This is a genomic window from Bacillus sp. RZ2MS9 (assembly GCF_001816185.2).
GTDB lineage: Bacteria > Bacillota > Bacilli > Bacillales > Bacillaceae_G > Bacillus_A > Bacillus_A cereus.
This window is the reverse complement of the sequence record NZ_CP049978.1, coordinates 2,467,478-2,483,264: the sequence shown is the minus strand read 5'-3', so window position 1 is coordinate 2,483,264 and position 15,787 is coordinate 2,467,478. Positions and strand designations below refer to the sequence as shown.

Genomic DNA, 15,787 nt, shown 5'->3' with positions numbered 1-15,787 from the left:
TTTTATTGATAAAGGTTTTCCGTATCTACTTATGAAAAAGGAATATATGTTTATTTAACTATTACGCATAACTGTAAGGAGGAAGAATATGACTAAAAAACTCAGTCTAGTTGAGATAGAGTACATTTGCAATATGTTTTTTCAATCTTTCGAAATTCCAGTTTGTTTTTTAGATTGTAACAAAAATATTCTTTTAGAATTTAAATCCAAAAATGATTCACATTCGTTATATACATCAAAAATAGAACAGTTACATATGCTTTTTCAGAGAAATGATACATATAATTCCCCCATCTTCAGAACTCACGAATATCTAGGGCACTTTATTTTAATTCACATAAAGAGCGATTATATGGTGAACGGTACTGTTATTATTGGGCCCTTGACACATGTAAATTTTTCTACAAGTAAAGCGGATAGTAACCTTAATTTTATTCCAAATTATAAAAGAACAAGAGACCATTATTTTTCATTGTCAGTCAAAGATCAAAATTTCTTTGTAAATATAGCGATATTGTTCTATAACATTCTCTATAAAAAAAATTCAGATGTAAGCACCTTTTCAAATAACAGTGACTCACTTCATATAAGTCATAGCAGCATCTTAAACGAAGATGTATATATTTCAATGCAAAAAGACGAATCCATTTATCATAATTTATATATAGAGCAGCAACTACTTAGTTCTATAGAAGACGGGGATAAAGAAACCGTCCTCAAATATTATTACGAATTCCAACAAGAGACTCTTTCATCTTTATCTTCATTCCATCAATTAAGACGTCATAAAAACATTTGTATTTCATCCATCACGCTCGCTACTAGATATGCGATAAAAGGGGGACTTCCATCTGGGATTGCTTACAAAATTTATGATTTACATATTCAAAGAACAGAAGATTTAAAAGACAAAGAATCTGTTTGGGATTTATTAAAAAATGCTTTTTGTACCTTTGCAGACCGTGTAAAGGCACAAAAAATACAGCAACATTCACAGACTATTGCTATTTGTAAAAACTACATTTTTAAAAATATTTACAATCCAATATCTGTTAAACAACTTGCTAAATTTGCAAATGTGAATTCAGATTATTTATCTATATTATTTAAAAAAGAAGTCGGTATTTCATTAATTGAGTACATTCAACGTGAACGAGTCGAAGAAGCAAAGAAATTATTAACTTTCACCACCTATCCCTTATCAGATATATGCGCTTCGCTTAATTTTAGCGATCAAAGTTATTTCACTAAAATTTTTAAAAAATTCACCAATGAAACACCTGGTAAATACCGAAAATCTCATGTTGTCATTTAGAGTGACACTTCCATTAAAACAAAGTGTTTTCAGTAACTTATCAATGGCAAATTAGAAGTACTCCTATATTCATGAGCTATAGGATTTATACTATTTTCAAATTAAAAAACACGTTACTATTCTTTTATTTTAATGAGAATAGTAACGTGTTTTTTATGTAATATAGTTCTGTAGACAGAATAGTATCCAACTGCAAATTTTTATAAAAGCCAAATGTACCGCTTAACTATTAAAATCTTAATAAGTAAAAAATCCATATTTCGTTTTATTTACTTTCTACTTTATTTCTTTTGAATAATGAACTCTTTTCTTCAAACGAATGATCCCTACTATTATTTTTGTATCTTTCTAAATTTGCGAATCAAAGTGAGTACTGTACCTGCAATAATCATCAATATGCCGATTGCTGCACTGTTAGTTGTACTTACACCCGTCTTTGGCAGCTCCTTATATGTATATTCTTTTTTATCGGTATTACTGTTATTTGAGATATTATTGTTATTTGTCTTATTAGCAAGACCATTAGGTTTGCTAGTTTCTTTATCTTTCACTAATACTTTTTGTATCGTATTTACCTCATTGCCCACGGAATCTCTTACACTATATATTATTTCATAAATACCGGCTTTATTTGTATCTATAGTTCCTTCATACGCTACTTTAGAAGTAAGGTCACCGTCTTCTTTGTCAGTAGCTGATACTCCTATCAACGGATCAAATTGATCACCCTCAGTAATTGAAGTTGTAGCAGGTACTTTTAGTATTGGTTTATCATTTTTAACTTCTTCTCTAACTTTGACCGTTACAGTTTGCTTCGCCGTTACTTCATGGCCTTTTGAATCTGTAACTGTGTATTTTAATACGTAAGTACCGGCTTTATTTGTATCTACTTCACCATCAACTTTGATTTTAGAAGTAAGATCACCGTCTTCTTTATCGATAGCTAATACTTCTGCCATTGGAACAAATGAATCTCCTACATGAATTGTCGCTCCAACAGGCACTGTTAATTTAGGTTCTAAATCTGATGTTTCGCCATTTCCCTCTACAATTACAGTCTGTGTAGCCGTTGCATTCCCCCCTTGAGAATCAACAACCAGGTATTCCACAATGTATGTACCTGGTTTTGAAGTATCTACATCGCCTTTATGCTTTACTTTATTTGTTAAATCACCATCTTCTTTATCAACAGCTTTTACATTTCTCATTGGATCAAACGTATCACCTACACGTAGTGTAATCGTAAACGGTACAGTTAACTCTGGAGCTTGGTTTTCTGCTGTTTTTTCGTTTTCTTTCACCGCTCCTGTAATTTTTGCCGCATCAAAAGCATTTTGGACTGCTTGAACTTCAATTGAGTTCGTTCCATATTTATTAGCTGCGACTTTAAGGCATGCCAATTTCAATTCAGAGAAATCAGAAGTCATGTTTAATTCATCAGTATTTGCATAATAGAAAATATCAAACATTTTATCTTCACCAATACCATTTACATTTACACCGTTATGAGTACCACCTTGTGCAATTAAATACGCAACTTTATTAATAATACTTGAATTAAAATGTACGCCTCCATAATCCTCTCCATTTAAATCATTATATTTACTATAATCATCGGGATACGGTAGTCCTTCTGAAAAATTAATTGCAGTTGGATTTTTCATATTACGAAAAGTCGATCCAGTTTGCTCTCCTATTGTCCAGTTAAATTCCCCATTATTTATGTATTTCTCTATAGCCGTTCCCATAATATCCGATAATGCCTCGTTAATTGCCCCAGATTCTCCTGAGAATTCAAGGTTAGATTCACTTGATGTAACTGCGTGTGTAAATTCATGACCGGCTATATCGAACGCTTTTACCATAGGATCTCCATATAAAAGCATACTGATGTTATTAATATTAGTACTAAATGCATTCTCCCAATTTTCAGGATCATTTGTCCCTCCAGAATCCCATGCATGTACAACTGAAACTACTTTTTTTCCTTTATTATCAAAACTATTACGATTATATTTTTCTTTATAAAAATCATATACCTTTGTTGCTAAGAAATGAGCGCTTACCGCCTTTGGATCATTAAATGTTGTTGAAGCGCTAGTTGCTAGTATGCCAGGATAATAACTTTCTTCATTTGTAATATCTCTATAATTTACATCATATGTCTCAATTCCTTGCCCTCTTGTGTAATCAGCAAGCGCATAATTCCCACTGGTCTGTTTAGAAATACCAAATGTACGAGTTACGCCTAAATCATCTTTTCCTGTTCCAGTTAATGATGTGAAATTGCTAGTTTTATTTTCCTTAACGGATTCAACATACTCTTCACTTATTTTCAAACTTGATTCTTGTACCATATCTTTTAACATATCGCCATTATGAGCATTCACTAAATAAGTTCCAGATACATAATTTGGTGTTGTAGCAGCAAATGTAACTTGATATGCATTGCTAGCCTGCCCATGATTTTCATCAACAAAAATAACCGCCTTAACTTCTGGTTCAGAAATAAATTTAATGTCGTTTCCGTACTTTTTATAAATATATTGTTTCGCTTCTTCTTTTGATAAATTAATAGGTTTCTTTAAATCTTCTTGTGTTAAATTTTGTGCGCTAGCTCCTGAAATGCTTTTAATAATACCTTTTTTATCTACGTGAGCAGTTAACTGGTGGCCATACACTTCTTTTCCTTCATATATTTGTTGCATGCGCACAAGTGTAGTTCCATCATAAGAACCGCGTTTTTGAAGAACCTTGTAATCTACTCCTGTTTCTGCACTAACTTGTTTTGGAGACAAAGCATGCTCCGTATTTTCCTTAAGTGCATCTTTCACTACATTCTCTGGCGCCTTTTTTGATGGTTGTGTAAGATCACCTGTACGGAATGAATCCTCTTGAATTTCAACTTGCATTTGACCAGGTTCCTCTGCATGACCTACTCCATATGGTGTTACACTTGTTAAAACAAATCCTGTTGTTAATGCAACTATAGCTATTTCTTTTTTATTTCCCATGGTATTTACCTCGTATAAATTTCTATTATTTATATGAAACTGCTAAAATGTATACAATCTATTCCTAACATAAAAAGATGACTTTTGTAATCTACAAAAGCCACCTCTTCAATATATAATATCCCTAAAATGTTTTTAATACATAATTTCTATACAAAAAAGAAAAAAGCATTCATTAACGAGCATTTTGCAATACTTTTATTAGGTCATTTATATTTTCAACTTTCTGCTGAAACTGATCAAATCTGTTATGTAGCGATGAAGGATTTTTATCTTCAGTTGAAATAACTTGTTTTAATTCATTTTCTAATTTATCATACATATCAAAAAAATTATCAAATTCTACACTTACAAGCTCTTCATTTTCGCGATAGAATCTTTTTGCTTCTATATAAGTCATATATGATTTATTTAAAAATCCTAATGAAATTAAATATTTAGAAGTGTTTTCTTGATAAATAGCAATATCACATGCTATTTTAATATCAGAATAAGTCTTTTGAACGAGACAATGCAATTCAAAAATCTTAAACTTTAATCCATTATTCATTTCATCCCCTCCCATCGTATCTATTCTACATAAAATTAGAATATTATACAAAGAAAATTATTAGCAAGAAATTGACAATTTAAAAAATAACTTAAGGATAAACAAAATCCCTCTCATTATAAATTATAATTGCGGAGCATTTACCAACATAACAGCAAAATAAAAAACGAAAAGAATAAATCTTTCCGCTCTTAGAGTAATAAATACATTTCATATTGCGCTAAAGCATTCTTTTCAAATCCACATTTCTTAAAAAAACCCTCTAATAAATTATTGTTAGGAAACCCAATTGATAAACTTGATAAATTTAATTCTTCTCTTGCTACTTGTAATAATTTCATCCCAACACCAATATTTCTATAACCTTTGTCTACGAAAATAAAACTAATTTTACCTTGTTCAGTTACGCATAGAGAGCCTTTTAAGTCATTATCAACATATGCACCATAAAATACATTATTTGTTTTTTTGATATAATCAATATCATTTTGCCAATTTATATGGAAGTTTAACCATTTCTGAATTTCATCTTTAAAAGTTGGAAATTCTAATTGTTTTACTTCAATATCCTTACAAACTTTATTCTTTATTTTAGTCAAATCATTTAAATTATAATAAGAAAGATCGTACACTTTTTCATAGCCCAACTTATTATAAAAATGAATCGCTCGGTCGTTTCCTACAATGACTTCGAGAAAAAGTTGCTTACATCCATGTTGAATCGCCTCTTCTTTATGCAGTTCAAATAATTTTTGACTCACACCAATACCGCGGTAATTAGGATGAACCGCTAATGTTCCGCAGCGCATAGTCTTTATACTTTCATAATCCTTTATGCCACCTAGTATTACGCCAACAGATTTGCCTTCTTCTAAAGCAAGAAAAGAATGTTCTAGCAAATTACCTTCTGGTCCCAAAAAACGTTGTATAAAATCCTCTTTTGAAACCTCCATCTTAATAATGTAATCTGAAAATCCATCTTTAAAAGCTTCATATACTAAATCAATATTTACTTCACTACACCTTTTATATTGAATCATATAAAATTGCCCTCCAACTGCTTATATTAAACTCAACGTGTACCCATATAATATATTCCATCTATTATAAATTTCAGCTCTTAATTTGAAATGAGCGGACATTTCCCTACATATAACTCACTATTGATTTGTTTTATAACAAACTATCTATTATTTACTACATTAACCTCATAAACACGTAAAAAAGCAATTAAATGCTCACATGCTCTTTCACATGCTAGCATTTTAAAGATTTTTTGTTCTTCTTTCGTTTTATCATTTGCTTGATCTGAAGCAGCTTTTAAACAGAGAAATGGTTTTTTATTTATTTGGCATACATAGGCGAAAGCTGCTACTTCTTGATCAACTGCCAATGCTCCATATACGGTATGGAGTAAATATCTCATTTCTGAACTACGAATACGTTGATCTCCTGATAAAAATGTACCGAAATGTATCGGATCATACGATCGTATTTTTTTTATTCTTCTTACAAGTGATTTTGTTGTTTCAATAGGTGCTGTTCTACCGTTATATAAATTAAAAACATCTTCTCCTGAACCAGCAGCAGTAACATCATGTTGTATTGCGTTTAGTGCGACTACAATATGACCGTTTTTCACCTTGTTTGATAAACTTCCGCATATTCCTGTCATAAACAGCTCATCTGGCTGAAACTCACTAATTAACAATTGTACACAACTAGCGCAGCTTACTTTACCGACACCAGTAACAACTGATATAATTTCCAGCTCATTAATAGTATGAAAATGAAATTCCCAAGCTGCTCTTTTTTCAACACGTTCACTTGGATAATGTTGATGCAAATACGTCAGTTCTGGTTCCCATGCAGAGACAATTGCAATACGTTTCATTACACGCTTCACTTCCCCTATTGTCATTTAAATGAGTTATCTATACTTTCTCATTCATAATCTAGAATCCATTCTTTATATTTCTTATATAAATCTCGTATTATTTCTTTATTCTTCCCAATTACTTCACTTCCTCTATCATCATACATAAACATGATAATATCTTTCGTTGCATTTATGAGAAATACATTTGGATAAGAAATTTCTTTTTTTCGTCCAAATCGAGGATACAGAGCAGAGAAATCCTCATAATTAGCAGCTTGTATAAGCAATTTATACTTAATACCTTCCGCAAGACATTTTAAAGAAAATTGATATGTACAATATAAATCTGCTTCTTCATCTTCAAATAGAAACGGTAACGTTTCTTGTCTTATATGAAATCTTAAATCTCTTTTCTTAATATATTTATTGTATACATTTATTTTCTGTGGAGTTTTTATGTTTTCCTTTTTAAATCTATAAACATTTGTCACTACAAACACTACATCTTCTTTTGAAAATATGTCTTCAAATAAGAATTTATTATATGTATATAGTTGAGAAAAGTATTCCATATTTAAATCGTCGGTTCCTTCTACAATTTGATATTTATCTTTTCCAAAATCAAAATGTAAATGATTTTCCCACTAAGAATATAAGTAGGGTACTAATGTAACTCCTGGAAATGTTTGATTCACATATTCTTTTAATTGCATTTCCTTGTCCTTTCTACTGTACAATTCCTTTTAAATCCCAGTATGCTTCTTCTAGCCATGGATGTATAACTTTCAATGTATCTTTCCTTTCCCACAAATATGAAATATATACAAAAGCTGCTTTTTCCAAAGATTTTTCCAATCCTTTTTTTATTTCTATTAAATATGGTGGTGTCCCTTTTTGATCCCATTCTATTTTATCTGCAACAAATAATACTAAATCCATCTTCGTTGCATGTTTACGCAACGTTGTGTGGCAACAAATTGCATTTAAAATCTCTTCATCTTCTACTTTAAATATTTCTTTTGCGATTACTCTCGATAGTTTTTGATGAATGATCATAGGAAACTTTCTTTCTGCTTCCACTATTTCTACACCAAATTCTTCAGCAACTGCAATCCGCTCCTCGTTCGGAAAAATGCCACTAATATCATGTAAATATCCTGCAATTGCTGCTTTTTCTTTATCTACGTGAAACTTTTCTGCAATCTTTTTTGCCTCATTTGCCACACGAATTGAATGTTTATATGTAAACTCTTTATTATATTTTAGTAGAAAAGCTTTAATATCATTTTCTATTTTTCCAGTTGGAGTAAATGAATATATATCATTACATAACATAGAAAATCCCCCTTATAACTAACTTTCATTATAATGTAGAATCTAAATATCCTCGTTATTTTATATTCGTTATTAATCTTTTTACTCCTTTTTAATACGTTACATGAAATTTTATACAGAATCATCGCTACAAGTACATAAATGTTTGATATTATAGTAATGTTGATGATTTGTAAGGAAAGGAACTACACAATGAATAAAAACATATTAATTATTGATGATGATAAAGAAATTGTTGAATTACTTGCTGTTTATTTGCGAAATGAAGGCTATAACATTTATAAAGCTTATGATGGTGATGAAGCATTGCAAAAGGTTTCTACATATGAAGTTGACCTTATGATTTTGGATATTATGATGCCAAAGCGAAACGGTTTAGAAGTTTGTCAGGAAGTGCGTGAAAATAATACTGTACCAATTCTAATGCTTAGTGCAAAAGCAGAAGATATGGATAAAATATTAGGTCTTATGACAGGTGCCGATGATTATATGATCAAGCCATTCAATCCATTAGAATTAGTAGCAAGAGTGAAAGCTTTATTACGAAGATCATCTTTCCAAAACGCTACTTCGCAAAAGAATGAAGATGGTATTATTCGTATTCGCTCTGTTGAAATACACAAACATAATCATACTGTTAAAGTAAATGGAGAGTATATTAAACTAACCTCTATTGAATTCGATATTTTATATTTGCTTGCAAGTAATACAGGAAGAGTATTTAGTTCAGAAGAAATTTTTGAACGCGTTTGGAATGAAGATGGTTACGGTTCAAATAAGACTGTAATGGTCCATATTAGCAACTTACGGGATAAACTTGAAACAGTAATAAATGGAGAAAAATTTATTCACACTGTTTGGGGAGTTGGCTATAAAATTGAGAAATGAAGCATTTGATATATTAAAAGATATCCCTAAATGGAAACTTATTTTTTGGCTCTTATTAGCTATCACACTCACGCCTATTACTGAATTAATTATTTATCGCCTCGTTACGAGTGTAATTGAGAGTTCACTTACTCTAACTGAACTCGGTAAAGAATTCATTCGAATTTTTGGTTATGAAAAGTATAAAGGGATTAAAGAATCGTTATGGATGATGATTGTATCTTATTTGTTTTTATTTTCTATTTTTTCATCCTATCTTTACATTTTTTATCGTCACGAGAAAAAACTTTACTATGAAACTTGTATTAAAAAAATGATAGAAGAAATTCGTTATATTGCAAATGGAAACTTCAATCATAAAGTTTCTATTGTAAATCATAATTATCTAGAAGAATTAGCAATCGGGGTCAATGAAATTGTTGAACAATTAAAAGTCTCCATTGATGAAGAAAGACAAGCGGAACAAGCAAAAAGTGAACTTATTACAAATGTATCACATGACTTACGCACTCCCCTTACTTCTATAGTTGGATACGTAAATTTAATCCATCATGATAATTATAGAGATGAAGTAGAATTGCGATACTATATTCAAGTCATTTACGATAAAGTAACTCGTCTTAATGCATTAATGAATGACTTGTTCGAATATACACGTGTTCAAAATAAAGAGTTAAGCTTGTATTCTGTCCCTATTGACATAGTAGAGTTACTTGGGCAATTAACTGTTCAATTCCGTATACAATTTCAAGAAGCAAATATAGAATGTCGACCTTCTTTCCCATCTCAAAAGCTCATGGTATTAGCTGATGGTGAAAAATTAGTGCGTGTGTTTGAAAATCTTATTATAAACGCTATCGCTTATGGAAGCGAAGGTCGCTATATTGACCTTACTGCTTATGAAAGCAATAATATGATTACAATTGATATAACAAATTACGGACAACCTATTCCTAGTACGGATTTACCTCATATTTTTGAACGTTTTTATCGCGTTGAGAAATCTCGCTCTACAAACACTGGTGGATCTGGACTTGGATTAGCTATTGCAAAAAGTATAGTCGAATTGCATAAAGGAACAATTGAAGTATATAGTGATGATGAAAAAACAACATTCACTGTAAAACTACTCCCATACAAATGTTAATATTATAAATAAAAAGTTCAATTTCTTATCATATAAGAAATTGAACTTTTTCCATTAATACCCAAAATTTAATAATCCTTTATAATTCTTTAGAAATTCTTTACCTTTTCTTTCTTCCTAATTAAGCATTCCTTTTTACAATACTAGTATTGATGTCATAATAGGAGGATCGCTTATGCAATTCTTAAAGAAATTCGCTATTTTATTATTATCTTTTTTTATTACCGCACTTATCGTTTTATATTTTTATCTTTATGTAAATGGTCCGATTATTCAAGCTAAATCAGCTATTTTAATAAATGCTAATTCAGGTGAAATTGTTTATAAAAAAAATGAAGAAACTCCGGTACAATCAGCTGCTTTATCTAAATTAATGACAGAATATATCGTATTGGAGCAACTAAATGATAGAAAAATACAGTTAGATGACTTAGTACAAATAAGTAACGAAGTTTTCCGAGTAGAAACAAGCCCTATACAAGTAACATCGAATGATAAAACAACGGTTCGTGATTTACTTCATGCATTGCTACTGGCAGGGAATAATCGTTCTGCACTCGCTCTAGCAGAACACATTGCTGGAAATGAAGATAACTTTACAATATTAATGAATAAAAAAGCAAAAGAACTAAAGTTATTACAACCATCTCCATTTCTAAACTCTACTGGAATTAATAATAATACAAATAAACAATCAACTACAACAGCGATAGACGCAGCTAAACTAGCAGCAAAATTAGTAAAAGATTTTCCAGATGTATTGAATATTACGAAACTAACCTCTTACCAATTTACCTTCAAAGATTCCCAGGTTTTCAATACGAATAAAATGATATATTCCCTTAATGAAAACATTAAACTTCAAGGTGTTGATGGCTTACAAACTAGTTTTTCAACTAACGGTAATTATAGTTTTGTCAGTACAGCAAAACTTGGAGATACTAGACTAATTTCAGTAATATTAGATGCAGATGAAGAAAACATTTCATTTATTGAAACAAAAAAGTTGCTACAGTATGGTTTTGATCCTTCCTCGTACTCTGCACTCCAAGCTTTTAAAGACGCCCTTACATCTTGGACAATATTGCTTCAGTTTAAAAATTTAATTATACAAACTATAATGATTTTTTTAATCATTACCACCTTAATGTTTTTACATATACGTCAGAAAAAATCCGAGGATTTCAATTAAGAAATCTTCTTATATATATAAAACCGACTTGCGCTTAAGATGCAAGTCGGTTTTTAATTCTATCATCCTCTTCAAATTTGCTGAAACTGGTTGCAAGTTTAACTTCCTCGCCCATACAGACAGCTGACCAATATGATGAATTTCATATCCCATTACATGTCTTAAAACCTATGTTTTTTGAGGCATACATCCATCTCTGTTTCCTTTCGTTGTGTTCGTTTGTTTAGTTTAAATGGGTTAATCTATTAATTCTATTAAATCCAACAATTGAACTATTACATTTTAAAGTTCTACTCATATACTATAGTAAATTACTAGAAAGGAGGTTTAACTATGGATAGTTGCGTTGTATTTGTAAACGGACAACCTTTTTTAGTTCTTTCAGTAGCTGGTATTGAAATTGCTAGATTAGAGATTTCCCTTCAAGTAGCATTAGCTCTAAGAGTGCTTGGGATACCAATCTGTGATTAATTACCAAATTAAAAGAAAAAGAGGGCATTAGCCCTCTTTTTTTATTTTCTTCTCACCTTTTCTTAACAACAAACAAAATTCAAATTTAATTAATTATAAAAAATTAAAGTATATGAACGTTACAGGAAACACTTGTTAAGATAGCTGTCCTTCACACTATTTATTTCGCCGACATTATATAATCAAAGCACACAATGATTAACTTTTTATACGGCTTATTTTAAGTGTGCTAGCATTCTAGGCTAGATAATTATGACTGCAAAAAAACTTCAAGTTCTCGTTTATATAAATTAAATAACGCTTTCACTTTTTGAATCGATTGATAATCTTTAAATTGCTGTTCTCTATCTTCTTATCCTTGAAGAGCACTAATCCAACTATACTCTACATCTACAATATGAAATAATGTTTCTAAAATACCACCAGTTTGCAAAGTAAATCTTCCTCTGAAAGTTGTTCACACCACTTAAACCAATCATCTCTTACTTGCCAATTATATTGAAATAAAGTGTACACATTTATCTCTCTCTTACTTCAATTATCCACCTAACAGCATCTGTTATATAATGTGGCTCATCTTTTTGAATATAATGACCACTTTGTTCTGCAATTATTAGTTTATTTTTGTTTGATAATCTTAATAATTCTTCTTGCAATTGTAACCATTTTATTTGTGCATCTTGCGAATAAAAAGCTTTTTTACCAGCAGCTAACACGACGAGTGGAATATCTCTCGTCGACTGACAATATTTATCTGCTTCACCCAGACTAAACATAAACTCTTCATAAGAACTTTCATGTACAAATTGTTTATAGTAAGCTTCTTGAAATTCTGGAGACATGATTGGCAAAAATGCTTCTTTATAATTTTCTGGTGTCGAATCAACCAAAACTATTCCCAACATATCTTCAGGATAAAAATCAGTAAATAAACGTGCATTTATACCACCAAAAGAATGTCCTACAAAAATATAAGGTGGCTTCAGTTGTAAAAGATTTAAGCATGTTCTCAAATCTTTTACCATTTCAGAACTAATACGTTTCTTGGAACTCTTCCCGCTTTTGCCTAATCCAGCCCGATCGTATGTAAGTACCGTACCATATTCCGTCAGTTCTTCAGCAGTTTGATTCCATGCCTTCGAATAATCACCATAGCCTGATTCCAATATAATAACAGGCTGCTGCTTCTTTCCTTGGAATATTTTCGTATACATTTTAAAATCAGCAACTTGTATATATTCCTCTATACATTTAACCATTGACAATCACTTCTCTTCGGCCAAGTTCCTCTACAGCGTGATTAATTATTTCACTTACAGATAAAGAACCATCCAATATGACATCTGAATTCGGCTTAACAGTATGAATTGCCTCTAAATAAGCTTTTCTCGCATATGTCATGTAATGTTCCAAATCATTATGTATTTCATCTATTGTACCTTCCTTAAAATCTCGCAAAATCCTTCTAGCCATCGCAATATCTAAAGGCGTATCAATAAATATAGTTACATCAATGAATTTTCGCATCTCACTATTTAAGTATGCAAAAGGATAATCTACAATAATATAGTCTAAGGTATTATTTTGTATAAGTTGCTCAATATCATGAATTAATGGTGTTAATACCCACTCGTCGTAATTCGCCCCATCATCAATCCATTTACAAATATCAGCAGGAGATTTATCAAATGTGTAACTATCAAAATATAGAGCTTTTGAGTTTTTAAACTTATGCTTTAATCTTTCTGTAATTGTAGTTTTACCTCCCCCCGAAACAGCTGCAATTGAAATTATTTTTGTTTTATTATCCACTATACCCACCAAACCCCTTTGTTAACATAATATAATTATAAATTACTATCGTTGCTACTTCTTCCATTCATATTCTAACATACTCATTTCCCATAAATTCCAATACGTTTCTCCTACTCTTTTTGACTCTCTTAATAAGCCTTCTTTTACAAACCCTATTTTTTCGTAACATGAAATGGCCGATGTATTAAAATCATACACACCAAGAGTTACTCTATGTAGTTTTAATTCGTCAAAAGCAATATGAAGTACTGCTTTCATCATATGTTTTCCTATAGAACGTCCTCTCATCTTCGTATTACCAACTAATACTTTTCCAATTCTAGCGGACTTATTAATATTATCTATTTGCCCAAGCGAAATATGTCCAATAACGTCTGAAGTCTCTTCATCTACCACTTTGAAAGCGAGTGTATTTGCACTTTCTATATACTTCTCTAATTGCTGTTCGTCTAAAGGAAATGTGAATGCATTTCCTGACCATTGTATTAGAAATTCTTCGGAATTAATCCAATTTATTAATTGTTTAAAATCAGATTTCTTAAAGCTTTCTAGTTTAATCACTTCCTTGCTCCTTTCGTACATCATGCTTTATAACCTCAAACTTATTTCTATATAAAGAATATATTCTCCTTTTATATAAAATTAAAATAAAGCCATTCATGTGAATGGCTTTACAAAAAAGCAGCATAATTATGCTTTGTTTGCTACATCAATACCATTAAAATCAAAGTCAGCAGTAACCGTTGTAACCGGTGGGAAAATTGCTTCAATTTTGCAAATGGAAATAATTACTCCAACCGATCCAGGAATAGCCGCAAGCCTAACTACATCACAACTTACAGACGAAACAGTACCTACATAAGTACGTCCCTCTGTATTAATTTGAACTGTTCGATTAATTAATTTCTTAAGTTCATCTCTAATTCCTTGTACACAAGAATTATCACATTTCTCATGCTGTTCTTTTTTACACTCTTCGAATACTTCCCAACAATCATCTTGTTTACATGTACACTTCTTTTTACAATTATTAAATCGAGAACCCAATACCTCACCCCCTAATCCTTTCTATTAGTAAAGTATGTCCACTAGCTTAAAAGGGTACGAGGCAAACACATAAAAAGAAAAAAACAAACAATTGTACCAAACTTTCTTTTCATTATTCATTATAAAAACAGACTTCTCCTAATTAAAAGCTTTTTAATGAGCGGCCGTGAATTTAGTCCTACTCCATTTAATGTTTAGACACCACTTTCTAAAACAAACCTTTTTTCTTTTAAATAAGACGCCCCTTAAAAACACACTAGATTTTCCCATTAACTCACATATACATAGACTTTATTTGTGGATTTCCCATTTTTCATTGTGAAATATACATTTAAAAAGCGTACTCGAAAATAAGATATTATTTGTAATCAGAACATTTTCTTCAACAAGTGTTTATTGAAAAATACCATAACTAGTAGTAGTTCTCTCCACTTTCTCTTAAAAATTAGCATAGTTTGTATGAATTCTATATCGAGTAGAAGACACTCTATCATATAAAGATAAAATAGTAGGTTAATAAACAAGCCATTTTTTTATTAAAACATAGAATAATATGAACACTATTGAAAGGAGGTAGAAATAAATGTCCTGGAAAAATGATTGCTGGAGTTCTCAGAAAAAGCATTGTTGTGATGATTGGTGGAAATCTAAAGAAAAACATCATTGTGATGATAATTGGAGTTCTCAGAAAAAGCATTGTAATGATGATTGGTGGAAATCTAAAGAAAAGTGTCATTGTGATGACGATTGGAGTTCTCAGGAAAAACATTGTAATGATGATTGGTGGAAATCTAAAGAAAAGTGTCATCGTGATGATGATTGGAGTTCTAAACGAAATAAGTGTCGTTGTAAATGTTTCTTTATTTGTTGCCATTGTAAAAGGAAAAATTGGTAATATTTTCGATGCCAACTTAAAGGAAAGAATATGTCTTTTGGAACCGATAAATACTAGAATGTATTATACAAAAAGCTGACTGAATATAATCAGCTTTTTATCAATGAACACGTAAAGATTTCAACAGACATATGTATTTACTGATTAGGTGGGCTATTAAGAAAAAACAAGCTAACTCTTATAAATCGATTTTTAATTACTTCACGTACGTATAAAACTTTAGATGCCCTCATTACTTC

Annotated in this window: 15 protein-coding genes and 3 pseudogenes; 6 read left to right on the top strand and 12 right to left on the bottom strand. The window is 30.8% G+C overall.

Annotation, left to right across the window (positions count from 1 at the left end; genetic code table 11):
* The first annotated feature begins 88 nt into the window (after positions 1 to 88).
* Entirely contained in the window at positions 89 to 1,315 is a 1,227-nt protein-coding gene (locus tag BHV55_RS12705; RefSeq protein WP_016110034.1) for an AraC family transcriptional regulator, read from the top strand.
* Between the two features lie 332 nt (positions 1,316 to 1,647).
* Here the strand turns inward: BHV55_RS12705 and BHV55_RS12700 are convergent, their stop codons facing one another.
* The 6 genes and pseudogenes from BHV55_RS12700 to yqeK form a co-directional block, all read right to left on the bottom strand.
* Positions 1,648 to 4,329, bottom strand: coding sequence for a M4 family metallopeptidase (locus BHV55_RS12700; RefSeq protein ID WP_070758150.1), 2,682 nt, complete (start codon positions 4,327 to 4,329; stop codon positions 1,648 to 1,650).
* Between the two features lie 175 nt (positions 4,330 to 4,504).
* Positions 4,505 to 4,879: a hypothetical protein gene (locus BHV55_RS12695; protein ID WP_001059023.1), complete on the bottom strand. Its 375-nt coding sequence runs from the start codon at positions 4,877 to 4,879 to the stop codon at positions 4,505 to 4,507.
* Between the two features lie 191 nt (positions 4,880 to 5,070).
* On the bottom strand, positions 5,071 to 5,919 hold the full coding sequence (locus tag BHV55_RS12690; protein WP_070758149.1) for a GNAT family N-acetyltransferase: 849 nt from the start codon (positions 5,917 to 5,919) through the stop codon (positions 5,071 to 5,073).
* A gap of 143 nt (positions 5,920 to 6,062) precedes the next feature.
* Complete coding sequence (gene mtnN, locus BHV55_RS12685) at positions 6,063 to 6,800, bottom strand: 5'-methylthioadenosine/S-adenosylhomocysteine nucleosidase (protein WP_001987381.1); 738 nt, start codon at positions 6,798 to 6,800, stop codon at positions 6,063 to 6,065.
* A gap of 23 nt (positions 6,801 to 6,823) precedes the next feature.
* Positions 6,824 to 7,471 (bottom strand): annotated as a pseudogene (locus BHV55_RS12680) (DUF3885 domain-containing protein).
* Positions 7,472 to 7,484: 13 nt separating this feature from the next.
* Positions 7,485 to 8,093, bottom strand: a complete 609-nt coding sequence (gene yqeK / locus BHV55_RS12675; protein WP_000882443.1) for a bis(5'-nucleosyl)-tetraphosphatase (symmetrical) YqeK — start codon at positions 8,091 to 8,093, stop codon at positions 7,485 to 7,487.
* Between the two features lie 192 nt (positions 8,094 to 8,285).
* Between yqeK and BHV55_RS12670 the strand changes: the two genes are divergently transcribed.
* From BHV55_RS12670 to BHV55_RS12660, 3 genes are all read left to right on the top strand, one after another.
* Positions 8,286 to 8,981, top strand: a complete 696-nt coding sequence (locus BHV55_RS12670) for a response regulator transcription factor (protein WP_001038807.1) — start codon at positions 8,286 to 8,288, stop codon at positions 8,979 to 8,981.
* On the top strand, positions 8,971 to 10,128 hold the full coding sequence (locus tag BHV55_RS12665) for a sensor histidine kinase (RefSeq protein WP_001243309.1): 1,158 nt from the start codon (positions 8,971 to 8,973) through the stop codon (positions 10,126 to 10,128). Before BHV55_RS12670 ends, BHV55_RS12665 begins: the two co-directional genes overlap by 11 nt.
* 175 nt (positions 10,129 to 10,303) lie before the next feature.
* Complete coding sequence (locus BHV55_RS12660; RefSeq protein ID WP_070758147.1) at positions 10,304 to 11,320, top strand: D-alanyl-D-alanine carboxypeptidase family protein; 1,017 nt, start codon at positions 10,304 to 10,306, stop codon at positions 11,318 to 11,320.
* Between the two features lie 9 nt (positions 11,321 to 11,329).
* Here the strand turns inward: BHV55_RS12660 and BHV55_RS12655 are convergent.
* Positions 11,330 to 11,488: pseudogene (locus tag BHV55_RS12655) on the bottom strand (DinB family protein); the annotation flags it as partial.
* Between the two features lie 165 nt (positions 11,489 to 11,653).
* Here BHV55_RS12655 and BHV55_RS12650 point away from each other — a divergent pair.
* Positions 11,654 to 11,791, top strand: a complete 138-nt coding sequence (locus BHV55_RS12650; protein WP_000376554.1) for a DUF3956 domain-containing protein — start codon at positions 11,654 to 11,656, stop codon at positions 11,789 to 11,791.
* 256 nt (positions 11,792 to 12,047) lie between these two features.
* Here BHV55_RS12650 and BHV55_RS27355 read toward each other — a convergent pair.
* The 5 genes and pseudogenes from BHV55_RS27355 to BHV55_RS12625 form a co-directional block, all read right to left on the bottom strand.
* Positions 12,048 to 12,307: pseudogene (locus BHV55_RS27355) on the bottom strand (DinB family protein); the annotation flags it as partial.
* A gap of 2 nt (positions 12,308 to 12,309) precedes the next feature.
* Positions 12,310 to 13,050, bottom strand: a complete 741-nt coding sequence (locus BHV55_RS12640; RefSeq protein ID WP_000237653.1) for an alpha/beta fold hydrolase — start codon at positions 13,048 to 13,050, stop codon at positions 12,310 to 12,312.
* Entirely contained in the window at positions 13,043 to 13,612 is a 570-nt protein-coding gene (locus tag BHV55_RS12635; protein ID WP_481748195.1) for a nucleoside/nucleotide kinase family protein, read from the bottom strand. The genes BHV55_RS12640 and BHV55_RS12635 overlap by 8 nt, the downstream gene beginning before the upstream one ends.
* A 45-nt stretch (positions 13,613 to 13,657) precedes the next feature.
* The gene (locus BHV55_RS12630; protein WP_000990082.1) at positions 13,658 to 14,191 is read right to left on the bottom strand and encodes a GNAT family N-acetyltransferase; all 534 of its coding nucleotides are present in this window, start codon (positions 14,189 to 14,191) and stop codon (positions 13,658 to 13,660) included.
* 105 nt (positions 14,192 to 14,296) lie between these two features.
* Complete coding sequence (locus tag BHV55_RS12625) at positions 14,297 to 14,653, bottom strand: hypothetical protein (protein WP_000535577.1); 357 nt, start codon at positions 14,651 to 14,653, stop codon at positions 14,297 to 14,299.
* 563 nt (positions 14,654 to 15,216) lie between these two features.
* On the opposite strand from BHV55_RS12625, the gene BHV55_RS12620 reads away from it, so the two are divergent.
* The gene (locus tag BHV55_RS12620) at positions 15,217 to 15,627 is read left to right on the top strand and encodes a hypothetical protein (protein ID WP_170925778.1); all 411 of its coding nucleotides are present in this window, start codon (positions 15,217 to 15,219) and stop codon (positions 15,625 to 15,627) included.
* Positions 15,628 to 15,787: the final 160 nt, after the last annotated feature.

Bases quoted from the DNA above. Each gene is read 5' to 3' on its own strand.
- BHV55_RS12630 (WP_000990082.1), bottom strand. From the start codon at position 14,191: ATGATGTACGAAAGGAGCAAGGAAGTGATTAAACTAGAAAGCTTTAAG.
- yqeK (WP_000882443.1), bottom strand. From the start codon at position 8,093: ATGTTATGTAATGATATATATTCATTTACTCCAACTGGAAAAATAGAA.
- BHV55_RS12700 (WP_070758150.1), bottom strand. From the start codon at position 4,329: ATGGGAAATAAAAAAGAAATAGCTATAGTTGCATTAACAACAGGATTT.
- BHV55_RS12660 (WP_070758147.1), top strand. From the start codon at position 10,304: ATGCAATTCTTAAAGAAATTCGCTATTTTATTATTATCTTTTTTTATT.
- mtnN (WP_001987381.1), bottom strand. From the start codon at position 6,800: ATGACAATAGGGGAAGTGAAGCGTGTAATGAAACGTATTGCAATTGTC.
- BHV55_RS12695 (WP_001059023.1), bottom strand. From the start codon at position 4,879: ATGAATAATGGATTAAAGTTTAAGATTTTTGAATTGCATTGTCTCGTT.
- BHV55_RS12650 (WP_000376554.1), top strand. From the start codon at position 11,654: ATGGATAGTTGCGTTGTATTTGTAAACGGACAACCTTTTTTAGTTCTT.
- BHV55_RS12690 (WP_070758149.1), bottom strand. From the start codon at position 5,919: ATGATTCAATATAAAAGGTGTAGTGAAGTAAATATTGATTTAGTATAT.
- BHV55_RS12705 (WP_016110034.1), top strand. From the start codon at position 89: ATGACTAAAAAACTCAGTCTAGTTGAGATAGAGTACATTTGCAATATG.
- BHV55_RS12670 (WP_001038807.1), top strand. From the start codon at position 8,286: ATGAATAAAAACATATTAATTATTGATGATGATAAAGAAATTGTTGAA.
- BHV55_RS12640 (WP_000237653.1), bottom strand. From the start codon at position 13,050: ATGGTTAAATGTATAGAGGAATATATACAAGTTGCTGATTTTAAAATG.